The organism is Kytococcus schroeteri (assembly GCF_042433515.1).
GTDB classification, from domain to species: domain Bacteria; phylum Actinomycetota; class Actinomycetes; order Actinomycetales; family Dermatophilaceae; genus Kytococcus; species Kytococcus schroeteri.
In genome coordinates this window covers 23,921-45,606 of sequence record NZ_JBHLVH010000022.1, presented here as the reverse complement: position 1 = coordinate 45,606, position 21,686 = coordinate 23,921, and the positions used below count along the sequence as shown (strand labels likewise).

The window sequence follows — 21,686 nt, the reverse complement described above, 5'->3', positions numbered from 1 at the left end:
AGCGACCACTTTGGGTTTGTGCCTGGGTGGGTGGTTGGTTCAAGTGAATACGAGTCTCGTGAGGCCACCACGCGTGTGTGTGGTTCGAGACACGAATCGACTCGCCAGAGTGTGTGTGAGTACGAGAGTGTTTCGGTGGTCATAGCGAAGGGGAAACGCCCGGTCACATTCCGAACCCGGAAGCTAAGCCCTTCAGCGCCGATGGTACTGCACTGGGAACGGTGTGGGAGAGTAGGACACCGCCGAACTCAACGTTTGTTTCAGCCCCGCCCAACTGTTGTTGGGCGGGGCTGAAACCATTCCCGGGATTCTTTCCGTCTGGCGGGTCGCTGTTGGCGTGGGGCCCGGGGGTTCATCCGTGGGCGGGGACGCGCCGTGGGCCCGGGAGGCACCAGGTGGTGGTGCCCTGACGAGCAGCCACCCAAGTGGCCTGACGAGAACCCGGTACGCGGGGGTTCGGGGGTGGAATGGTCACCGGGCCAGGGGGGCGCGGTGGGGAGCGGGGCCACCGGGGCCCGGTGGGTGCCCGCGTAGAATCGCGCCATGACGTCTGATCGACCTGACAGCCCCTCGACCCCTGAGCGTGACGGGGACTCCACGTGGGGGCGCCGTCCCCGTGACGAGCGTGGGGGCTCTCGCAGCGGCGGGCGCTCCGGTGGCTTCCCGGACCGTCGAGGCGGGGGACCTGGAGTGCGAGGAGGCCGCGACGGGGGACGACGGGGTGGTCGCGCCGGGGCAGGCCGGGGCCGCGACGAGCGGGGAGGCTTCCGGGGGCGTGACGGCGACCGTCGAGGCGGCCGGGGCGCCGGGGACCGTGGTCACTCCGCGACGCGCGGCGGACGCGGGGACCGTCCCGAGAACTTCTCGTCGGGTGCGCGCGCCTTGGCGCCCAAGCAGGGACGTCGCCCCGACCCCGCCATCCCGGACGGTGTGACCGGCCAGGCCCTCGGTCAGGTGGTGTGGGACGAGTTGAAGACGCTGTCGAAGGACAACATGAAGGGCGTGGCAGCCCACATCGAGTGCGCCTACTTGTTCCTCGACGAGGACCTCGACGCCGCCCTGGCCCACGCGGAGACCGCGTCACGTCGTGCCGGGCGTGTGCCGTCGGCCCGTGAGGCGCTGGGGACGGTGCACTACGCGCGCGGTGAGTGGTCCGACGCCCTGCGGGAGCTGCGGACCGCGATGCGTCTGGGGGGCACCACCCACCTGCTGCCGCTCGTTGCCGACTGCCAGCGGGGTCTGGGGCGCCCCGAGAAGGCGCTGGAGCTCGCGGAGTCGCGGGAGGCGCAGCACCTGTCGGCCGAGAGCCTGGTGGAGATGGCCATCGTGCTGGCCGGTGCGCACCGCGACCTGGGCAACCCGGCGGCGGCCGTCGCCATGCTGGAGACGCCCGCGGGCCGTGTGAAGTCGAGCGATCCCATGGCCGGGCGGCTGTGGTTCGCTCTGGCTGAGGCCCTCCAGGAGCAGGGCGACGACCGGGCCGCCCAGTGGTACGCGAAGGCCGAATCGGTGGGCGAGACCGGTGAGGCCCCCGTGCCCGAGCCCGAGGAGGGGGTCTTCTACGACCTCGAGGACTTCGCGCCCGCCGATGCGGGGGAGGCGCCCGTGGCGGCGCCCACGCCGTCCGAGGGGGAGGCCGCTTCTGCGGAGGCTGGGCGGCGGACCGTGGACGACAAGGACGCGGCGGAGGCCGACACGGTCGAGGCCGACGCACCTGAGCCGCACACGGAGGAGCCGGGCACTGAGCCGGACGCCGAGGAGGAGGCGGGCCGGGAGTGAGCGTCTCGCTCCCCACACGAGGTCCCGTGCGCCTGGAGGGTGTGCGGGGCCTCGTCTGCGACGTGGACGGGGTGGTGCACGCCGGTGACCGGGTCTTCGACTCGGCCGTGGAGTCGCTCAACGCGTGGATGCACGGCGGACTGCGCGTCGTGTTCCTCACGAACAACGCCTCCCGTGGGCCGGAGGAGCTGGCCGCGCGTCTGCAGCAGGACGGTGTCCGGATGACCCCGGACCAGGTGATCACCGGGGCCATGGCGGGAAGCCACGTGCTCGCCCGGACCGTGGACCCCGGGACCCGTGTGCTCGTGGCCGGGTCGGCTGCCCTGGACCGGGCCGTCCGGGACCAGGGCCTCGAGGTGACCAGCGACCCCATCGAGGCCGGGGCCGTCGTGCAGGGCTACGCCCCCACGGTCACCCTGCAGTTGCTGCACGACGCCGCGCACGCCGTCAGTCGGGGGGCCACCTGGGTGGCCACCAACCGGGACGCCGGCCTGCCGACCGCCTGGGGTGTGGCACCGGGCAACGGGGCGTACGTGGACGCCGTGGCCCGGGCCACGGGGCGCGAGCCGCTCGTGGCCGGCAAGCCCGAGACCGGCAGCTACACGCTGGCCCTGGAGCGGCTGGGGCTCACCGCCGGTGAGGTCGCCGGCATCGGGGACCGGCTGGAGACCGACGTGCTGGGGGCGAACCGGGCCGGGCTGCGCAGCGTGCTCGTGGCCACCGGCGTGCACGGGTGGCCCGAGGTCGAGCGGGCCGCCGGCGAGGGCGCCTCGGAGAAGGTGCCGGACCACGTGGTGGACGACCTCTCGCAGCTCACGTTCGGCTGAGGCCGGGGCGCTGCACCCAGTGGGCGAGCGGCGGCTCAGAGCGCCTCGGGGTCCTCCTCGACGAGGTCGAGGCGGTGGTCGACCCCGCGCGTGTCCTGACCGGGCTGCCGGCCGCGGAAGATGAAGAAGAGCACCACCACGCACGCCAGGCCGATGACCACCTGGCCGGCGCGGGCACCGGTGTCGAAGAGGCTGTAGGCCACGACGGCGTAGGTGAGCCAGAGGGTGACGCGCTCCACCTCCGGGCGCATGCCCGCCAGGGGGAGCAGCGGGAGGCCCCACAGCACGTACCAGGGGTGCACCGTCTGCCCGAGCAGGGCGACCGCCAGCAGGGTCCAGGCGGTGAAGGCCAGGCCGCCGATGCGCAGCACCCGCAGCGAGGCCAGCAGCACGATGCAGGCCGTGACGGCCGTGGCCGCGTACTTGAGCACGCCCTTGACGACCGGCCCCGCATCGGGCAGGCCCAGGGCAGTGGCCACCGAGGCGAGCAGCCCCCCGATGAGGCTGATGGGGGACAGGCCCGCGGCCATGCCGGGCACCGAGAGCGCCGGGATCCAGCCGTAGCCGAGCCCGGTGACCCAGGTGATGGCGGCGAACGAGGCGGCGAAGACCACCGCGGCCACGACGGAGGGCACGAAGAGGCGCTTCACGTCGGGCCACGCCTTGGAGAGCCACGCCTCCCCGGGGGTGGGAAGGAGGCTCGAGCGACGTCCCCCGAGCAGGTGCGGGTGCATGCGGGCGGTGCACAGGGCGGTGGTGCCCAGCAGACCGACGGCTGCCGGCTGCTTGACGGCGGTGGCCGCCGCGATGAGGGCCGAGGCCAGCACCAGCGACCACCACGGGTGGCCCCGCGTGCTCACCCACAGGGCGAAGGCCAGCAGGCCCACCATCAGGGCGTCGTTGTGGGCGCCGCCCACGAAGTGCATGAGCGTCAGCGGGTTGGCCACGCCCCACCACAGGGCCACGTCGCCGCGCACGCCCACCCACCGGGCCAGGCGCGGGATGGCCCACAGCAGCAGCGCCATGCCGGCCAGGGCCATGAGGCGCATGGCCACGGCCGCCGGGTACGGACGCTCACCGACGAGGACCACCAGCCAGCGCTGCACCTCCAGGGCGAGCGGGCCGTAGGGGGTCGGCGTGAGCAGCCAGAAGGGGTCCACCTGTTGCCGGAAGTAGCCGCTGACGGCCCCCGGCCCCATCTCGTACGGGTTGAGGCCGATGCGGTGCATCCACCCGACGGCCGCGTAGGAGTACGCGTCGTGGCTGTACAGGGGCGGTGCCAGCACCATCGGCAGGGACCACCACACGATGGTGGCGCGCATCGGGGGCGCCGGGCGGTCGCTGCGCGGCCGGACCCGCAGCCAGGCCGTGGCCAGGCCGATGGTGCCGGCCAGGAGCACCACGGTGGCGCCCAGCGAGCCCTCGGGGGAGAGCAGCCAGCGCAGCCAGGCCACCCGCTCGACGGGGTTGATCCGCGGCAGGAAGAGCGGGGTGTGGGCACCCAGGGCCATGAGGAGCGAGGCCAGGAAGCCCCATCGGACTCGTCCGTCGCGCCACGCCGTCAGCATGGGTGTGCTCAGCTCGGACAAGCGCAACGGCGTGGACCTCCCCGCAGGTGGTGTGGATTCGGGCCCCATCGTAAGTGAGGGTGGCACCGGGGATCTCCGTCGACGGGTGGGTGGGACGATGGGCCGATGCACACCCATCCCGCCCCGGAGGGCCCCCGGGCACTCGTCGACAGCTCAGCGATCCGCGCCAACCTCACCCGGTGCGCCCAGTGGGCCGGTGACGCCGACGTGATGGGTGTGGTCAAGGCCGGTGGCTACGGGCACGGGGCGCTGGCCGCAGCCCGGGCAGCTCGTGCCGCGGGGGTCGCGATCGTGGGCGTCGCCCGGCCCGAGGAGGCCCTGGCCCTGCGCGAGGCCGGGGTGGGCGGGCCCGTCATCGCCTGGCTGCCCACTCCCGCCACCGCCTTCGGTCCGCTGGTGGAGCACGAGGTGACCGTGGGAGTGGGCAGTCGGTGGGTGCTCGACCGCGTGGTGGCGGCCGCCCGGGAGGCGGGCGTGCGGGCGACCGTGCACCTCGAGCTGGACACCGGCATGAGTCGTGGCGGCGTGGCCCCCGGCGACTGGCAGGACGTGGTGGCCGCCTCCCGCCGCGCCGAGCAGGAGGGCGTGCTGCGGGTCGAGGGCGTGTTCTCCCACCTCGCGTGCGCCGACGACCCCGGGCACCCGTCGGTGGACGTGCAACGTGACGCGTTCGAGGACGGGCTGGCCGTGGTGGCCCGTGCCGGACTGGACCCCCGGTGGCGCCACCTGGCCAACTCGGCCGCCGTGGTGACGCGCCCGGACCTGGCCTACGACCTGGTGCGGCCCGGGCTGTCCGCCTACGGGCTCTCGCCGGTGCCGCAGCTGCACACCGCTGCCGACCTCGGCCTCCGCCCGGCGATGACCCTGACCTCGCCCCTCTCGGCGGTACGCCGCGTGCCCGCCGGCAGCGGGGTGAGCTATTCGTTCACGCACGTCACGGCCACCGACCGGTGGCTCGGTGTGGTGCCGCTCGGCTACGGCGACGGGATCCCCCGGGCGGTCTCGGACGCCGCCCCGGTGCAGGTGCGCCCCGGCAGCGCCGAGGGCGGGTCGGGCTCGGTGCTGGCGGCCCGCATCGCCGGGCGGGTGTGCATGGACCAGTTCGTGGTGGACCTCGGGGAGGCCACGGGGGCCGAGCCGCCGGCGGCCGTGGGTGACGAGGTGGTCCTCTTCGGCGACGGCACCGACGGCGGCCCCACGGCGCAGGACTGGGCCGAGGTCGCCGGCACCATCAGCTACGAGGTGGTCACCCGCCTCGGGCCGCGGGTGCCGCGGGTGCTCGTGGGGGAGGACGCGTGATCCACCACTGGATCACCCGCGAGGACCGCGAGCTGCACGCCGTGGAGCACGGGCCGTCGCAGGACGACGCGCCGGCCACCGTGGTGCTCGTGCACGGGTACGCGCTGGGCTCGGGCATCTTCGGTCCGATGGCCCGCATCCTGGCTGCCGGCGGCGTGCGCGTGGTGCGCCCGGACCTGGCCGGCCACGGGTGGTCGCGTGCGGGGGAGCAGCCCCTGGACCTGGACGTGCTGGCCGACGACCTGGCCGCCGTGCTGCGCTCCCTGCACGTGCCCGAGGGCCGGCCGCTGGTGCTCGTGGGGCACTCCATGGGCGGGATGGTGCTGATGCGGGTGCTGGCCCGGCACGAGGCCATCGCCCGCCGTGTGGACGCGATGGTGTGGCTCGCCACCTCGCCCGGTGGCATGGCCTCCTCCCCCTTCGGCCTGCCGGTTCGCGCCGGAGCCCTGGTGGGCCCCCTCGTGGGGCAGATCGCCCCGCGGGTCATGGCCCGTGCGGCCCGGTCGGGACCGGACGTGCGCCCCGCCCCCCGTGGCGGTGCCCGGGAGGTGGAGCTCGCCCACCTGGCGCGCTCGAACTTCCACCGCCGGCCCTCCCGGTCGACCCTGCGCCAGGTGCAGGCCATGCACCACCGGGTGCCCTACCGCGTTCTCGCCGAGCTGCTCACCTCGGTGCTGGCCCACGACGGGCGCGACGCGCTGCGCTCGCTGGACTGCCGGGGGTTGGTCCTCATCGGTGATGATGACCGCATGACGCCCCTGGCCCACTCCGAGGAGATCGCCGCCCTGCACCGGGGATCCACCCTGCAGGTGGTCCCCGCGGCGGGGCACCTGCTCATGGTGGAGCACCCCCACGACGTGGCCGGCGCGGTGCTGCAGCTGGTGAGGGAGTGCGCGTGAGCGTGGTGGAGGCCTCGACGGCCGAGCAGACGATGGAGCTGGGCCGCCGCCTGGGCCGGTGGGTGCGGGCCGGGGACGTGCTGGTGCTCACCGGGGAGCTGGGTGCGGGCAAGACCACCCTGACCCGCGGGCTGGGTGAGGGCATGGGCGTGGCCGGAGAGGTGACCTCGCCGACCTTCGTGATCTCCCGCGTGCACCCCTCGGCCGGGGAGGGCCCCGCCTTGGTGCACGTGGACACCTACCGCCTGGGCAGCCGCCACGAGGTGGACGAGATCGACCTCGACACCGACCTGGCCGGCGCCGTGCTGGTGGCCGAGTGGGGTGCCGGTCTCGTGGAGCAGCTCACCGACCGCTGGCTCGAGGTGACCGTGCGCCGGGCCACCGGGCGCGATGCCGACGACGCCGACCAGGTCACCCGCCAGGTGGAGGTGGCCGCGGTGGGGGAGTGGCAGGGCCACGAGGCGCGGCTCGCCGAGCTCTCGGCCCTGCTGCGCCGCGCACTGCCCTGAGGTCGGGGAAGGGGCCGGCAACTACGCTGGCCCCCATGCTGCTGGCCCTGGACACCTCGACCGCTGCCGTCACCGCCGCCGTGCACTCCGGGGCGCCCGCCGTCGAGGAGGCCGCGGGCGTGCCCGGCGAGGTGCTCGCCGTGCGCACCGTGGTGGACGCCCGCGCCGCCGGCGAGCAGCTGGCCCCGGTGGTGGAGCAGGCCCTCGCCGAGGCCGGGGTCGGCGTGGACGAGGTCACCGACGTGGTGGTGGGCACCGGGCCCGGGCCCTTCACCGGCCTGCGCGTCGGCATCGCCACCGCCCGCGTGCTGGCCCTGACCTCCGGGGCGCGCCTCCACGGGGTGTGCAGCCTGGACGCCCTGGCCGCCGCCGCCCGGGAGGCCGGCGGGGTGGCCGCCGACGAGCCGCTGCTGGTGGCCACCGACGCCCGCCGCAAGGAGGTCTACTGGGCCCACTACGCGAGCGGCCTGCAGCGGGTGGCCGGCCCCGAGGTGGGGCGCGCCGCGGACCTGCCGGCCGCGCTGCGGGCCCTGCCCGTGGTGGGGGCCGGCGCCGGCCTCTACCCGGAGGAGTTCACCGGGCGCCGCGTGGGCGCCGGACCCGACGTGGACGCCGCCGCGCTGGCCCGTCTCGCGGTGGACCACCCGGAGTGCCTCACCGGCACCGAGCCGCTCTACCTGCGCCGCCCCGACTCGCAGACGCCCGGCCAGCGCAAGCGGGTGCTGCTGTGAGCGCCCCGGCGGTGGAGATCGTCCCGGCCCACTGGCGCGACCTGGGCCAGCTCGTGGCGATGGAGGCCGAGGCCCACCCGCACGACGGCTGGACCGAGGCCACCTGGTGGGCCGAGCTGGCAGCGCCCCGCCGCGAGTACGTCGTGGCCGTGGACGCCGCGTCCACCGGGGCGGCCGTGCCGGGAACCCGCCGGGTGCTGGCCTACGCCGGGCTGGACCACGGCGGCAGCACCGCGGACGTCATGACCGTCACCGTGGACCCCACGGCGCGCGGTGCCGGCCTCGGCCGCCGGGTGATGGACCACCTCGTGCGCCGGGCGCGGCAGGAGGGCGCCGAGGCGCTGCTGCTGGAGGTGCGCTCGGACAACGTGGCCGCCCTGGCCCTCTACCGGCGCCTGGGCTTCACCGAGCTGACCGTCCGCCGCGGCTACTACCGCGGCCCCGACGGGCCGGTGGACGCGCACGTGCTGCGCCTGCTGCTCGACCAGGTCGCGGAGCCCGCCCCGGCGCCCCACGACCCGACCCCGCACGACCCCACCCACCCTCTGGAGGTGAGCGCCCGATGACGCGCCCCGACGAGCCCCTGGTGCTCGGCATCGAGACGAGCTGCGACGAGACGGGCGTGGGCATCGTCCGTGGCACCACCCTGCTGGCCGACGCCGTCGCCAGCAGCATGGACCAGCACGCCGCCTTCGGGGGCGTGGTGCCCGAGGTGGCCAGCCGCGCCCACCTGGAGGCGATGGTGCCCACCATCGAGCAGGCGTGCGCCGACGCCGGGGTGCGCCTGCAGGACGTGGATGCCGTGGCCGTGACGGCCGGGCCGGGCCTGGCCGGTGCACTGCTCGTGGGGGCCGCGAGCGCCAAGGCCCTGGCCATGGGGCTCGGGAAGCCGCTCTACGGCGTGAACCACCTGGCCGCGCACGTGGCCGTGGACGTCGTGGAGCACGGCCCGCTGCCCGAGCCGATGATGAGCCTGCTCGTGAGCGGGGGGCACTCCTCGTTGCTCATGGTGCCGGACATCACCTGCGACGTGCGGCCGATGGGGCAGACCATCGACGACGCGGCCGGTGAGGCATTCGACAAGGTGGCGCGGGTGCTCGGCCTGCCCTTCCCCGGCGGCCCCCACATCGACCGGGCGGCGCGCGAGGGCAACCGCATCGCCATCGACTTCCCGCGCGGGCTCACCTCCCGGCGCGACCTGGAGCGCCACGAGTTCGACTTCTCCTTCAGCGGCTTGAAGACCGCCGTGGCGCGCTGGGTGGAGACCCGGGAGCGCGACGGCGAGGCGGTGCCGGTGGCCGACGTGGCCGCGAGCTTCCAGGAGGCCGTGGTGGACGTTCTCACCCGCAAGGCCGTGGCCGCCTGCCGCGCCGAGGGGGTGCAGGACCTGATGCTGGGCGGTGGGGTGGCCGCGAACTCGCGTCTGCGTGCGCTGGCCACGGAGCGGTGCGAGGCCGCCGGCATCCGGCTGCGCGTGCCCCGGCCCGGGCTCTGCACGGACAACGGTGCCATGGTGGCGGCCCTCGGGGCCCAGATGGTGGCGCGCGGCCGCACGCCCTCGGGGCTCGACCTGCCGTCGAGCTCCTCCCAGCCGGTGACAGAGGTGCAGGTCTGATGCGCTGGGGCCACGTGGTCGCGCCCGTCCTGGCCGGTGCGCTCCTCGTGGGGTGCTCCGGGTCGGGGCCCGGGCCCGCGCCCTCCTCGGGGAGCGGCGCCCCGAGCAGCGAGGCCGCCGGCCCGACGCCGGGGGAGACTCCCTCGTCGTCCGGCTCGTCGTCCCCGTCGTCCTCGCCCCACGACCCCTCGTCGGACAGCAGCGGCGACCCCTCGCCGCAGGCCACCGGTCCCGACCTGGCCTGGGACGACGCGGTGGCGCGCGCCGAGGAGCTCGTGGCCGACCTGGACACCCGCGCCCTGGCCGGGCAGGTCATCGTGGCCGGGTACGAGGGCTCCTCGGGCCGCAACGCCGACCGGCTGGTGGGAGAGGGATTCGGCGGCGTCATCCTCTTCGACAGCAACGTGCCGGACGACCCCGCCGCCCTGCCCCGCGTGACCGCCCAGGTGCAGCGCGCCCAGGAGCGTTCCGGGCGCACCTGGCCGGCCGTGGTCGGGGTGGACCAGGAGGGCGGACCGGTCCGCCGCATCGAGGAACCGGTGACGCCCCTGCCCGCGGCGATGGCGCACGGCGCCGCCGCCGACGGCGAGCTCTCGCGCGAGATCGCCCGCCTCAGCGGCGAGCAGCTGCGCGCCCTGGGCTTCACGATGGTGTTCGCCCCCGACGCGGACGTGACCGCCGGGCCGCAGGACCCCACCATCGGCGTGCGCTCGCCGGGCGCGGACCCGCAGCGGGTGGCCCGGGTGGCCACCGCCCTGGCCGAGGGGTACCGGGCGGCCGGCATCGTGCCGGTGGCCAAGCACTTCCCCGGCCACGGCGGGCTGGAGAGCGACAGCCACCACGGGCTGCCCTCGACCGACGCCACCTGGCAGGAACTCACCGAGCGCGACCTCGTGCCCTTCCGGGCGCTCGCGGAGCACGACCTGCCGGTGATGACCGGCCACATCGCCGTGCCCGCGGTGGACCGGCTGCCAGCGAGCCTGAGCGCGGCGCTGCTCGGCCACCTGCGCGAGGACGGCGCCGACCCGCTGGTGGTGACCGACGCCCTGAACATGGGGGCGCTGGACACCGCCGAGGCGACCACCGGCCACGACCGCTCCGTGGCGGCGCTGCTGGCCGGCGCGGACCTGCTGCTCCTGCCGCCGGACCCGCAGGCCGCGCGGGCCGCCGTGGTGGAGGCCGTCCAGGACGGCACCCTGCCCGAGGAGCGGCTGCGCGAGGCGGCCGCCCACGTGGTGGCGGCGAGCCTGCAGGTGGGGGAGCAGCCTCCGGCCTCGGTACTGGACGCCGGCGAGGACCAGGCCCGACGGCTGGCCCGGGCCTCGCTCACGAGCCTGGGCTCCTGCGAGGTGCACGCGCTGGACGCCGGTGACCGTGCCCGCGTGGTGGGGGGAACCGCCTCCCAGCGGGCTGGCCTCACCGCCGCGCTCCGGCAGGTCGGCGTCCGGGAGGGCACCGGCGGGGCCACGGTGCGCCTCGTGGACGGCGGCGACTACGCCGCGGGCGAGGTGGAGGACGGTTCGGTGCCGGAGGAGGCCGCCTCGGAGCGTGCCGGGGGCTCGTCGGCGGGGTCCGCCGACGCCGCGGTGGCGCTGGACACGCCCTACGCGCTGGCCGCCGTGGACGCCCCGGTGCGGCTCGCCGCCTTCGGCGACACCCCGGCCCAGCTGCAGGCCGTGGCCGAGGCGCTGGTCGGGCGGGTCACCCCCGCCGGCACTCTGCCGGTGGATGTGGGCGACCGCGTGACCGGGACCACCTGCGACACGGGCGGGTCCGGCGACGGGCAGGACTAGGCTGCCGGGTCGTGAGCCTCCGCCTGCGCCGCGCACCCGGCGCCTCGATCTGGGGTGTCCTGGTGAGCAACCCCGCTCGCCTCGTCCTGGCGGGCTTCGCCGCCGCCGCCGTGGCCGGCACCCTGCTGCTCATGCTGCCCGCGGCCACGCGGGAGCCGGGGTCCGCCCCGCTGCTCGTGGCCGCCTTCACCACCGTGTCCGCGGTCTGCGTGACCGGGCTGGTCACGGTCGACACCGCCACCTACTGGACCCCCTTCGGGCAGGCGGTCATCATCGGCCTCATCCAGGTGGGCGGCCTCGGTGTGATGACCCTGGCCACCCTGCTCACGCTCGTGGTGCGCGGCAAGATGCGGATGCGGGCCCGCCTGGGGGCGCAGACCGAGACGCACGCCCTGGACCCCGGTGACGTGCGCGGCGTGGTGCGCCGGGTCATCGGCATCTCCCTGCTCATCGAGGCGCTGGTGGCCGTGGCCCTCACGGTGCGCTTCCGCATCGCCTACGACGACTCGCTGCCCACCGCCGCGTGGCACGGGGTCTTCCACGCCGTCTCGGCGTTCAACAACGCCGGCTTCGCCCTGTGGTCCACCAACCTCGTGCCGGTGGTCACCGACCCCTGGCTGGTGCTGCCGATCACCGTGGCCGTGGTGCTCGGCGGCCTCGGCTTCCCCGTCATCGCCGAGGTGGTGCGCCACCTGGCCCGCACCCGTCCCGGCGCGCGCCGCGGCCCGGCCGGCGGGTACGGACCGCTGGAGTCCGAGGCCGACGGGTCGGTGCCGGGCACCTGGGCGCAGCGCACCTCCCGGGCGCCGGGCCATTGGTCCATCCACACCCGGCTCACCCTGGCCGGCACGGTGGGGCTGCTGCTCGTGGGCACTGTGGCGTTCACCGTCTTCGAGTGGCGCAACACCGGCACCCTCGCGGGCATGGAGCCCTCCCAGAAGCTGCTGGCCGCGTGGGCCAACGGGGGCGTCTTCCCGCGCACCGCCGGGTTCAACTCGGTGGACTACGGGCAGGTGCGTCCCGAGACCGAGGCCATCACCACGCTGCTCATGTTCATCGGTGGCGGGTCGGCGGGCACCGCCGGTGGTCTCAAGGTGACCACCTTCCTGCTGCTCTGGTTCGTCATGGTGGCCGAGGTGCGGGGTGACGAGGAGGTCGTCATCGCCCACCGCCGCGTGCCCCAGGCCGTGGTGCGCCAGGCGCTCTCGGTGGCCCTGCTGGCCGTGGGGCTGGTCACGGCGGCGACCATCGCCATCCTGATGCTCACCCGCTTCAGCTTCGACCAGGTGCTCTTCGAGGTGGTCTCCGCCTTCGCCACCGTGGGGCTCACGCTCGGCATCACCCCCTCGATGCCGCCGCCGGCCCAGCTCATCCTCATGGCCCTGATGTTCCTCGGCCGCGTGGGCCCCATCACCGCGGCCTCCGCGCTCGCGCTGCGGCGGCGCCGGCCCGTGGTGCGCCACCCCGAGGAACGCCCCATCGTGGGCTGACCGCCCGGTCGTCCCCGCCCGCACCCACCCCGCCCGCACCCACCCCGTCCGCACCGAAGGAGCCCCATGCTCGGCAGGAACCCCCGCCCCCGTCAGGTCTCGGTGGTCGTCATCGGCCTCGGCCGCTTCGGCGGCGCCGTGGCGGCCTCGCTCTCGCGCCAGGGCATCGACGTGCTCGGCGTGGACACCGACCCGGCCATCGTGCAGAAGTGGTCCGGTCAGATCGAGCACGTGGTGCAGGCCGACGCCACGGACGACGCCGCCCTGGCCCAGCTGGGCGTGGGGGAGTTCGACCGCGCGGTGGTGGCCATCGGCAACGACGTGGAGGCCAGCGTGCTCTCCGCGGTGGCCCTCGTCGAGGCGGGTGTGCCCGAGGTGTGGGCCAAGGCCATCACCCGCAAGCACGGGCGCATCCTGGGCAAGATCGGCGTGCAGCACGTCATCTACCCCGACTGGTCGATGGGGGAGCGCGTCGCCCACATCGTGGCCGGCGGGATGACCGACTACATGGGCTTCGAGGACGGCTTCGCCATCGCCCGCACGCGCTCGCCCCGGGAGACCTGGGACCTGCCGCTGGCGCAGTCGCTGCCGCGCAGCCGGCACGGCGTCACCATCGTGGGGCTCAAGCGCACCGGCGAGAACTTCACCTACGCCCAGGCTGACACGGTGGTGCGGCGGGGCGACGAGCTCATCGTCTCCGGCCCCACCGACCGGGTGGAGGCCTTCTGCAGCCTCACCGACCTGCCCGACTGAGGCCGCCACCCACGATGAGGGGCCTGCCCCGGGGCTCTCCCCGGGGCAGGCCCCTCGTCGTGGCGCGGGTCAGGCGCCGGCCGGTCGCCACCCGTCGAGCGCGGTAGCCCCGCCGCGCGCCGGACGGGCGGGGGCGGCCTGCGCCGACCCCTCCGCCCCGGGGGCCGGCAGGCCCTCGGCCTCCCCGGCCTCCTGCCCGCGGTCCCGGCCGAACCGGCGGCCGACGCGCTCCACGATGACGTACAGCGCCGGCACCAGCAGCAGCGTGAGCACCGTGCTGCTCAGCAGGCCGCCGATCACCACGATCGCCAGCGGCTGGCTGATGAAGGCCCCGCCGCCGGTGAGCGCGAACGCCATCGGGTTGAGCGCGCAGATGGTGGCCAGCGCCGTCATGAGGATGGGGCGCAGGCGGTGGCGGCCGCCCTCCACCACGGCGTCCTCGATCGACAGCCCGCGGGCGCGGTACTGGTTGACCAGGTCGATGAGCACGATGGCGTTGGTCACCACGATGCCCACCAGCATCAGGCCGCCGATCATGCCGGCCACGCCCAGCGGCACCCGGGTGAGCACCAGCATCGCGATGGCGCCGGTGGCCGCGAAGGGGATGGAGACCAGCAGGATGAGCGGCTGCACGATCGAGCGGAAGGCCGCCACCATGATCAGGTAGACGATGCCGATGGCCGCCAGCATGGCCAGCCCCAGCTGGGCGAAGGCCTCGGCCTGCTCCTCGCTCTCGCCGCCCACGGAGACCTCCACGCCCTCGGGCACGTCGACGCCGTCCACGGCCTGGGTGAGATCCCGGGTGAAGGCACCGAGGTCGTCGGTGTCGTTGACGGCGGTGATGGTGGCCGAGCGCTGGCCGTCGGTGCGCGTGATGCTCACCGGCGACTCCACCTTCCTGACGCTGGCCACGTCGGCCAGGGTGAGCGGGCCCTTCGGACCGGCGCCCACCGGCAGCTTCCTCAGCGCGGCCACGGAGGTCGGCTTCTCGCCCTGCACGACCACCACCGGGTGGGCGGCGTCCCGCAGGGTCACCTCGCCGACCGGGGCGCCGTGCAGCGCGCCGGCCACGAGCTGGCCGACGACCGCCTCGGAGAGCCCGGCGGCCTGAGCCTTCTGGCGGTCGACCTCCACGCGCACGGCGGGGATGGTGTCGGCCGCGTTGTTGGAGACGTCCGTGGCGCCCTGCACACCGGAGACGGCCTTCTCGACGGCACGCGCGGTCTCCTCCAGGGCCTTCTCGTCATCGGAGCGCACCACCACCTGGGTGCGGCCCATCGACGGGTCCTCCGAGGCGCCGGTCACGCGGACGGTGCCGGGCACGTCCTGCAGCCGGTCCTCGATGGTGGTGCGCACCGCGTCGGCGTCGGCCTCGTCGTCCATGGCCACGAAGAACTGCGAGGAGCTCGAGCCGCCACCGGTCATGGCGGCCGCGCCGTCGCCGGTGTCACCCACGGTGGCGGTGACGGTCTTCACGCCGTCGATGCCGGCGAGGGCCTTCTCCACCTTCCGGGCGGCGGCGTCGGTGGCCTCCAGGGTGGTGCCGGCGGGCATCTCCTGGGTGACGTTCACCTGGGTGTCGCCGGCCGAGCCCATGAAGTCGGTCTTCACCAGGCCGGCGGAGGCCACGGTGCCGGCGAACACGAGCAGGCCCGCCAGGCAGGTGAGCAGGGGGCGGCGGATGACCGTGCGCAGCACGGGCAGGTAGCCGCGCTGCAGCCAGTCCGGGTCGTCGGAGTGCAGGGCGGCCAGGCGCTGCTCCTCGGTGAGATCGCCGGCGTCGCGGCTGCGCAGGAACCAGTAGCCCAGCACCGGGATGATGGTGAGGGCCACCAGGAGGGAGGCCAGCAGGGCCACCACGACGGTGAGGGCGAAGGGGCGGAAGAGCTCGCCCACCTGTCCGCCCACGAGGCCCAGCGGCAGGAACACCGCCGCGGTGGCCAGCGTGGAGGAGGTCACGGCACCGGCCACCTCGGCCACGGCGCGCGGGATGGCCTGCGCCTTGGGCTCGCCGCCGTCCACGTGGCGCTTGATGTTCTCGATGACCACGATGGAGTCGTCCACCACGCGCCCCACGGCGATGGTGAGCGCACCGAGGGTGAGGATGTTCAGCGAGTAGCCGGCCAGGTGCAGGCCGATCATCGCCACGAGCAGCGAGAGCGGGATGGACACCGCGGTGACGAGCGTCAGGCGGATCGAGAGCAGGAAGAGCAGCACCACGAGGATGGCGAAGCCGAGGCCCAGCAGGCCCTCGGTGGTGAGGTCGTGGATGGACTGCTCGACGAACGGGGCCTGGTCGAACACCACGGTGAGGCGGCCGTCCTGCCCGAGGTCGTCCTGCAGCCCGGCCAGGGCGTCGGACACGTCGTGGGAGATGCCCACGGTGTTCCCCTCGGGGGTCTTGACGATGCCGAGGGTGACGGCGGGTCGGCCGTCGGTGCGGGTGTGGCCGGTGGCCGGCGGGTCGGCGAGGGTGACCTTGGCGACGTCGCCGAGGGTCACCGGGGAGGACGGGGAGGAGGCCGCGGCGGCGCCCGCCGGCCGGCCCTGGCCCTGGGCGGTCGGGTCCTGCCCGCCCTCGCCACCGGTGGCGGGCTGGGCGGCCAGCGGCAGCGCGCGCAGCTCGGAGACGTCCTGGAAGCTCGCCCCCACCTGCACGGCCAGGGACTGGTCCCCGTCGTTGAGGGTGCCGCCGGGCACCACCACGCCGTGGGACTGCAGCGCGGCGGCCACGGCCTGCGGGGTCACGCCGGCCTTCGCGGCCTTGGCCGGGTCCAGGTCCACCCGCACCTGCTGGTCCTTCACGCCGCTGAGCTGCACCTCGCGGACGCCGTCGATCTTCTCGAGCTCGGGCACCACCGAGGTGTTGAGGCGCTCCACGAGCTGGTCGGTGCTCCCGCCGCCGGTGGCCGAGACCTGCATGATCGGGAAGGCGTCGAAGGCGCCCACGATCACCTGGGGCTCGGCCCCCTCGGGGAGGTCCATGCCCGAGACCTCGGCCTGGAGCGCGGCCTTCGCGTCGTCCAGGGAGGTGCCGTAGGTGAGCGTGGCCTGCACCACCGAGAGGCCGTTGGAGCTGGTGGACTCCACCTTCTCGATGCCGTCGAGCTGCTCGGCAGCGCGCTCCATCGGCACGGTGACGCGGGACTCCACCACCTGCGAGTCGGCGCCCTGCACGGGCGTCACGGCCACCACCAGGGGGAACTCCAGCGAGGGGAGCAGCTCCTGCTTGAGGGAGGACGTGGAGAACAGTCCGAGCACGAGGGTGAGCACCGTGGCCAGGGCCACCAACGCCCTGTTCCTCAGGCTCAGGCGGGCAAGGGCAGTCATGTGCGGGACCTCCGGGGCGGGTGCGGGACTCGGCTGGGTCGACCGCCCCGGGACGTCCCCCGGTCACCGTCACCCGCGCAGAGTCTAGGGCTCCGCCGGGGCCTCGGTCTCGACGGCCACCTGCCGGTCCCCGATGCGGGTGAGCAGCAGCACCCGGCGCTGGTCGCCCCGGGTCCGGATCCGCTGGCGCACCACGGCCGGGTCCAGCGACGACCCGTGCTTGCGCAGCACCAGCTCGCCGACCTCCCGGCGGCGGGCCCACGCGGAGAGCACCTTGGGGCGGGGCGCCATCACCTCCACCACACGGTGGGTGCGCACCCACGCGGGGTCGCCCGGCAGGTCGGCCGTCATCCACCCCACGCCGGTACCCAGCTCGGCCGCCCGGGCCTCTGCGGCGCCGCCCGCCACCACGCCCACCAGCCCGGCCTGCGCCAGGGCGGGATCGGGCTCCCACAGGTGGGTGCCCAGCTCGTCCTCGCTGGTGAGCACGCGGTGGCCGGGCATGCCGGCGGGGGAGGGTGGCAGGGCGGTGGAGTCGGTGTGCGCCAGCACGGTGCCGTCGTGGTCCAGACGGGTGGCCGAGTGCGCCCCGGCCACCGGGCGCAGCGGGTCGGGGGCTCCGCCGGGGGAGGCGAGGGCCCGGCCCATCCAGAGCACGGCCTCCACGAGGTCGCCGTCGTGGCTCACCCACTGGGCGTGGGCCCCGGCGGGCACGTCACCGTGGCGCCAGCCGGGCCCCACCTTGCAACCGGTGAGGCCCACCCGCCCGGCCAGCGTCGTCACCAGCTCGAGGGAGGGCCGCAGACCGGTCGGTCCGCTGACGCGGCGGGCGCGTCCCCGGGCGTCGGCCACCCCGGTGCGGCGGGCGGGGTCGAACCACAGCGCGCAGCGGGCCGCCTCGGGGGCGGCGGGCGGCTGCCACGAGGCGTCCACCTCGCGGTGCTCCACCACGGCACCGGTGCCCGCCAGGTTGTGGGCCGCGGCGGCGGCGGTCTCGGTATCGGCCTCCAGGGCGGTCACCGCCGGCACGTGCCGGGTGAGCGCCCAGGTGTCGGCCCCCAGCCCGCACCCCACATCCGTCACCTGCTCGATGCCGGCGGCGGCCAGGACCCGCCCGTGCAGCTCGGCCACCTGCCAGCGCGTGGCCTGCTCCAGACCGGCCCGGGTGAGCAGCATCCCCGCGGCGCGTTCACCGAGCTTGGCGGTGCCGGTGGCGCGCAGCTCGGCCTGGGAGAGGGCGGCGGCGGCCCGCTCGGGGGCGAAGCCGGCGCCGCGCAGCAGGGCGGCCGCGGCGAACGCGTCCCCGGTGGCCCGGGCCTCGGCGACGAGGGCGTCCAGCGCGGGGTCGGATCCGGGGGCCACGCTCCGCAGCAGGTCGACGCCGGCCAGGGGGTCATCGGGGTCGGGGGCGTGGCTCATGGGCGGCAGTCTCCCACCGCCGGTGGCCCGCCCCGGGGGCCGGCCGCGCCGCCCTAGACTGGCCCAACGCCAGGAGCCGAGTCGAGGAGGGGACGTGCCGCACCGCACCGTCGCGAAGGTGGTGGCCTACGGGCTCGGGGCACAGGCGGTCGCGCAGGCGGCCGTCGTCGCGGGACTGGTGGTGAGCAACCGCCGCCGCAAGCGCCGCAGTCCCGAGGTCATCTCGTTCCCCACCGTGGAGCCGGTGGAGAGCTCGCTGGACCGCACCACCATCACCACCTACACCTTCGGGCGCGACGTCTTCGCCGACATGCTCGAGGCCATCCGCGGGGCGCGCCGCGAGATCTTCTTCGAGAGCTACATCCTCAAGGGCGACGCCGTGGGCCGGGCCTTCAAGGAGGCCCTCTGCGAGGCCGCCGAGCGCGGCGTGGCCGTGCACGTGGTCTTCGACGGGTTCGCCAACCTCGTGGTGCCGCGGGAGTTCAAGCGCTGGCCGCCGGGCGTGCACACGCTGGAGTACCCGGTGGTGACCCCGGACGTGCTGCTCGGTCCCCGCCACTGGGGGCGCGACCACCGCAAGATCCTCGTGGTGGACGAGGAGGTCGGCTTCGTGGGCGGCTACAACGTGGGCCAGGAGTACGCCACGCAGTGGCGCGACACCCACGTGCGGGTCACCGGGGCAGCGGTGGCCGAGCTGGTCAACGTCTTCATCGACTTCTGGAACCGCCACCGGCACGAGGACCAGCCCGAGCTCAGCGACGGCCGCAGCCGGGCCTGGGGGCTGCCGGTGCAGGCCCACCGCAACGCGCCCTCGCGGCTGCTCTTCCCCATCCGGGGCATGTACCTGGAGGCCATCGACCGGGCCGACGAGACGATCTGGATCACGCAGGCCTACTTCATCCCCGACAGGGAGATCCTCGAGGAGCTGCTCCGCGCCCGGCGGCGGGGGGTGGACGTGAAGGTGATCCTCCCGGAGCGCTCCAACCACGTGGTGGCCGACTGGGTGGCGCGCTACTACTTCGAGCAGCTGCTCTCCGGCGGGGTGGAGCTGTGGCTGTACCAGGACGCGATGGTGCACGCCAAGACCGCGGTGGTCGACGGCGTGTGGGTCACGGTGGGGACGGCCAACATCGACCGGCTCTCGCTGACCGGCAACTACGAGGTCAACCTGGAGATCCTCGACGCCGGGCAGGCCGCCCACATGCAGGAGATCTTCCGCCGCGACCTCACCAACTGCCGGCAGCTGACACTGGCCGAGTGGCGGGGCAGGGCCTGGTGGGCCCGCGGCATCGAGCGGCTCCTGCAGCCGCTCCAGCCCCTGCTCTGAGCGCCCCGGTGGCCTCTGGCACTCGAGTTGACCGAGTGCCAGAGGCCGCCCTAGATTTGGTGCTGGCACTCAGCGCCACCGGGTGCCAGCTCCGGGGCCACCGCGACGGACCCGGCAGCGACCACCCCGACGGCGCCGACTGAACACCGCACCCCGGCCCCGGGCCCCGCCCGGCGCCACTCCCAGAGAGAGGAAGGTCCCATGGCCACCATCAAGCCCCTCGAGGACCGCATCGTCGTCAAGGCCGTCGAGGCCGCCCAGACCACCGCCTCCGGCCTGGTCATCCCGGACACCGCCCAGGAGAAGCCGCAGGAGGGCGAGGTCATCGCCGTCGGCCCGGGCCGCTTCAACGAGGACGGCGACGAGCGCGTGCCGATGGACATCTCCGTCGGCGACCGCGTCATCTACTCCAAGTACGGCGGCACCGAGGTCAAGTACGACGGTCAGGAGGTGCTCATCCTGGGCGCCCGCGACGTGCTGGCCATCATCGAGCGCTGAGTTCCCCGGCGCCGCACCGACGGCGCCCACCCGCGAGCCACGCCCGAGCCCTGAGGGCGGGCGTGGCTCGCGCCGTACCCCCGACTTTTCCCGCGAGGAGGGCCATCCATGGCCAAGATGCTCGAGTTCAACGACAACGCACGCAAGGCGCTGGAGCGCGGCGTGAACCAGCTCGCCGACACCGTCAAGGTGACCCTGGGCCCGAAGGGCCGCAACGTCGTGGTGCAGCGCGCCTACGGCCAGCCGGTCATCACCAACGACGGCGTCACCATCGCCCGTGAGGTGGAGCTGGACGACCCCTACGAGAACCTCGGTGCCCAGCTGGTCAAGGAGGTCGCCTCCAAGACCAACGACGTCGCCGGCGACGGCACCACCACCGCCACCGTGCTGGCCCAGGCCATGGTGCGCGAGGGCCTGCGCAACGTGGCCGCCGGCGCCAGCCCGTCCGGCGTGAAGCGCGGCATGGAGAAGGCCGTCCAGGCCGTCGACGCGCACCTGACCGCCGCCGCCCGCCCGGTGCAGGGCAAGGACGAGATCGCCAAGGTCGCGGCCCTGTCCGCCCAGAACCCCGAGGTCGGCGAGCTGCTCTCCGAGGCCTTCGACAAGGTCGGCAAGGACGGCGTCATCACCGTGGAGGAGTCCTCCACCACCGAGCTGACCCTCGACTACACCGAGGGCATGCAGTTCGACAAGGGCTTCCTCTCGCCCTACTTCGTCACCGATGCCGAGCGCATGGAGGCCGTCCACGAGGACGCCCTGGTGCTGCTGCACGGCGGCAAGATCTCCAACATCGCCGACCTCATGCCGCTGCTGGAGAAGGTCGTCGAGACCGGCAAGCCGCTGGTCATCATCGCCGAGGACGTGGAGGGCGAGGCCCTGTCCACCCTGGTGGTCAACACCGTGCGCGGCAGCCTCAAGGTCGCCGCCGTGAAGGCCCCCGGCTTCGGTGACCGCCGCAAGGCGATGATGCAGGACATCGCCGTGCTCACCGGTGGTGAGGTCATCTCCGAGGAGGTCGGCCTGCAGCTGAGCTCCGCTGGTGTCGAGTCCCTCGGCCAGGCACGCCGCGTGCAGATCACCAAGGACAGCACCACCATCATCGACGGTGGCGGCGACGCCGCCGCGGTGGAGGAGCGCGTCACCCAGATCCGCAAGGAGATCGAGAACACCGACTCCGACTGGGACCGCGAGAAGCTGCAGGAGCGCCTGGCCAAGCTGGCCGGCGGCGTGTGCGTCATCAAGGTCGGCGCCCACACCGAGACCGAGCTCACCGAGAAGCAGCACCGCATCGAGGACGCCGTGGCGGCGACCCGTGCGGCCATGGAGGAGGGCATCGTCGCCGGTGGTGGCACCGCCCTCACCCAGGCCGCGACCTCCCTCGGGGAGCTGCTGTCCTCCACCTCCGGTGACGAGGCCGTGGGCGTGCGCACCGTGCAGGCCGCGCTCAACCAGCCGCTGCGCTGGATCGCCGAGAATGCCGGCCTCGAGGGCCACGTGGCCGCCGCCAAGGTGGCCGAGGCGAAGGCGGGCGAGGGCCTGGACGCCGCCACCGGCGAGTACGTCGACATGGTGGCCGCCGGCATCATCGACCCGGTCAAGGTGACCCGCTCCGCCCTGCGCAACGCGGCCTCCATCGCCGGCCTGGTGCTCACCACCGACACGCTGGTGGTGGACAAGCCCGCCGAGGAGGACGACGAGGACGGCCACGGGCACGGCCACAGCCACTGAGTCCCGCGGGTCGCGCGCCGCGTGACCCGTCGACCGGCCACGGGGCCGGGGTCCACCACGGACCCCGGCCCCGTCGCCGTGCCGGCCGGCGGGAGGGGGA

17 protein-coding genes and 1 rRNA gene are annotated in these 21,686 nt (G+C 74.6%); 15 read left to right on the top strand and 3 right to left on the bottom strand.

What is annotated here, in order from left to right; translation table 11 throughout:
• Positions 1–131 precede the first annotated feature (131 nt).
• The 3 genes from rrf (at position 132) to ACFFHC_RS10090 (ending at position 2,606) form a co-directional block, all read left to right on the top strand.
• A 5S ribosomal RNA gene (gene rrf, locus ACFFHC_RS10100) occupies positions 132–248 on the top strand.
• 634 nt (positions 249–882) lie between these two features.
• Positions 883–1,779, top strand: a complete 897-nt coding sequence (locus ACFFHC_RS10095) for a tetratricopeptide repeat protein (protein ID WP_141495039.1) — start codon at positions 883–885, stop codon at positions 1,777–1,779.
• A gap of 26 nt (positions 1,780–1,805) precedes the next feature.
• A complete protein-coding gene (locus ACFFHC_RS10090; RefSeq protein ID WP_168168479.1) occupies positions 1,806–2,606 on the top strand; it encodes an HAD-IIA family hydrolase in 801 nt (266 codons plus the stop codon).
• Between the two features lie 35 nt (positions 2,607–2,641).
• Here the strand turns inward: ACFFHC_RS10090 and mptB are convergent, their stop codons facing one another.
• Positions 2,642–4,195 (bottom strand): polyprenol phosphomannose-dependent alpha 1,6 mannosyltransferase MptB, encoded by a 1,554-nt coding sequence (gene mptB / locus ACFFHC_RS10085; protein ID WP_141495038.1) that lies wholly within the window; start codon positions 4,193–4,195, stop codon positions 2,642–2,644.
• A gap of 105 nt (positions 4,196–4,300) precedes the next feature.
• On the opposite strand from mptB, the gene alr reads away from it, so the two are divergent.
• From alr to ACFFHC_RS10040, 9 genes are all read left to right on the top strand, one after another.
• On the top strand, positions 4,301–5,494 hold the full coding sequence (gene alr, locus ACFFHC_RS10080) for an alanine racemase (protein ID WP_070705389.1): 1,194 nt from the start codon (positions 4,301–4,303) through the stop codon (positions 5,492–5,494).
• Positions 5,491–6,393: an alpha/beta fold hydrolase gene (locus ACFFHC_RS10075; RefSeq protein ID WP_180802276.1), complete on the top strand. Its 903-nt coding sequence runs from the start codon at positions 5,491–5,493 to the stop codon at positions 6,391–6,393. Before alr ends, ACFFHC_RS10075 begins: the two co-directional genes overlap by 4 nt.
• Positions 6,394–6,425: 32 nt before the next feature.
• A complete protein-coding gene (gene tsaE / locus ACFFHC_RS10070) occupies positions 6,426–6,902 on the top strand; it encodes a tRNA (adenosine(37)-N6)-threonylcarbamoyltransferase complex ATPase subunit type 1 TsaE (RefSeq protein WP_101850004.1) in 477 nt (158 codons plus the stop codon).
• 35 nt (positions 6,903–6,937) lie between these two features.
• Positions 6,938–7,633 (top strand): tRNA (adenosine(37)-N6)-threonylcarbamoyltransferase complex dimerization subunit type 1 TsaB, encoded by a 696-nt coding sequence (gene tsaB, locus ACFFHC_RS10065; RefSeq protein ID WP_101850000.1) that lies wholly within the window; start codon positions 6,938–6,940, stop codon positions 7,631–7,633.
• Positions 7,630–8,199, top strand: a complete 570-nt coding sequence (gene rimI / locus ACFFHC_RS10060; RefSeq protein ID WP_238138217.1) for a ribosomal protein S18-alanine N-acetyltransferase — start codon at positions 7,630–7,632, stop codon at positions 8,197–8,199. Before tsaB ends, rimI begins: the two co-directional genes overlap by 4 nt.
• Complete coding sequence (tsaD, locus tag ACFFHC_RS10055) at positions 8,196–9,248, top strand: tRNA (adenosine(37)-N6)-threonylcarbamoyltransferase complex transferase subunit TsaD (protein ID WP_070706012.1); 1,053 nt, start codon at positions 8,196–8,198, stop codon at positions 9,246–9,248. Before rimI ends, tsaD begins: the two co-directional genes overlap by 4 nt.
• Positions 9,248–11,041 (top strand): glycoside hydrolase family 3 N-terminal domain-containing protein, encoded by a 1,794-nt coding sequence (locus tag ACFFHC_RS10050; RefSeq protein ID WP_379805120.1) that lies wholly within the window; start codon positions 9,248–9,250, stop codon positions 11,039–11,041. Before tsaD ends, ACFFHC_RS10050 begins: the two co-directional genes overlap by 1 nt.
• Before the next feature lie 11 nt (positions 11,042–11,052).
• Positions 11,053–12,531 carry a TrkH family potassium uptake protein gene (locus ACFFHC_RS10045; RefSeq protein ID WP_202816713.1) on the top strand — a complete coding sequence of 493 codons (1,479 nt, stop codon included), beginning with the start codon at positions 11,053–11,055 and terminating at the stop codon, positions 12,529–12,531.
• Positions 12,532–12,597: 66 nt separating this feature from the next.
• Complete coding sequence (locus ACFFHC_RS10040) at positions 12,598–13,284, top strand: potassium channel family protein (protein WP_070705157.1); 687 nt, start codon at positions 12,598–12,600, stop codon at positions 13,282–13,284.
• Between the two features lie 69 nt (positions 13,285–13,353).
• Here the strand turns inward: ACFFHC_RS10040 and ACFFHC_RS10035 are convergent, their stop codons facing one another.
• Together ACFFHC_RS10035 and ACFFHC_RS10030 are read right to left on the bottom strand one after the other, a co-directional pair.
• The gene (locus ACFFHC_RS10035) at positions 13,354–16,614 is read right to left on the bottom strand and encodes an efflux RND transporter permease subunit (protein WP_379805115.1); all 3,261 of its coding nucleotides are present in this window, start codon (positions 16,612–16,614) and stop codon (positions 13,354–13,356) included.
• Between the two features lie 84 nt (positions 16,615–16,698).
• A complete protein-coding gene (locus ACFFHC_RS10030) occupies positions 16,699–18,033 on the bottom strand; it encodes a THUMP-like domain-containing protein (protein ID WP_379805112.1) in 1,335 nt (444 codons plus the stop codon).
• Between the two features lie 94 nt (positions 18,034–18,127).
• Here ACFFHC_RS10030 and ACFFHC_RS10025 point away from each other — a divergent pair, with 94 nt between their 5' ends.
• The 3 genes from ACFFHC_RS10025 to groL all read left to right on the top strand — a co-directional run bounded on the left by ACFFHC_RS10025 (position 18,128) and on the right by groL (position 21,586).
• A complete protein-coding gene (locus ACFFHC_RS10025) occupies positions 18,128–19,360 on the top strand; it encodes a phospholipase D-like domain-containing protein (RefSeq protein WP_202820481.1) in 1,233 nt (410 codons plus the stop codon).
• Positions 19,361–19,561: 201 nt separating this feature from the next.
• On the top strand, positions 19,562–19,858 hold the full coding sequence (gene groES / locus ACFFHC_RS10020) for a co-chaperone GroES (protein WP_070706239.1): 297 nt from the start codon (positions 19,562–19,564) through the stop codon (positions 19,856–19,858).
• Positions 19,859–19,966: 108 nt separating this feature from the next.
• On the top strand, positions 19,967–21,586 hold the full coding sequence (gene groL / locus ACFFHC_RS10015) for a chaperonin GroEL (RefSeq protein WP_070703663.1): 1,620 nt from the start codon (positions 19,967–19,969) through the stop codon (positions 21,584–21,586).
• Positions 21,587–21,686 lie beyond the last annotated feature (100 nt).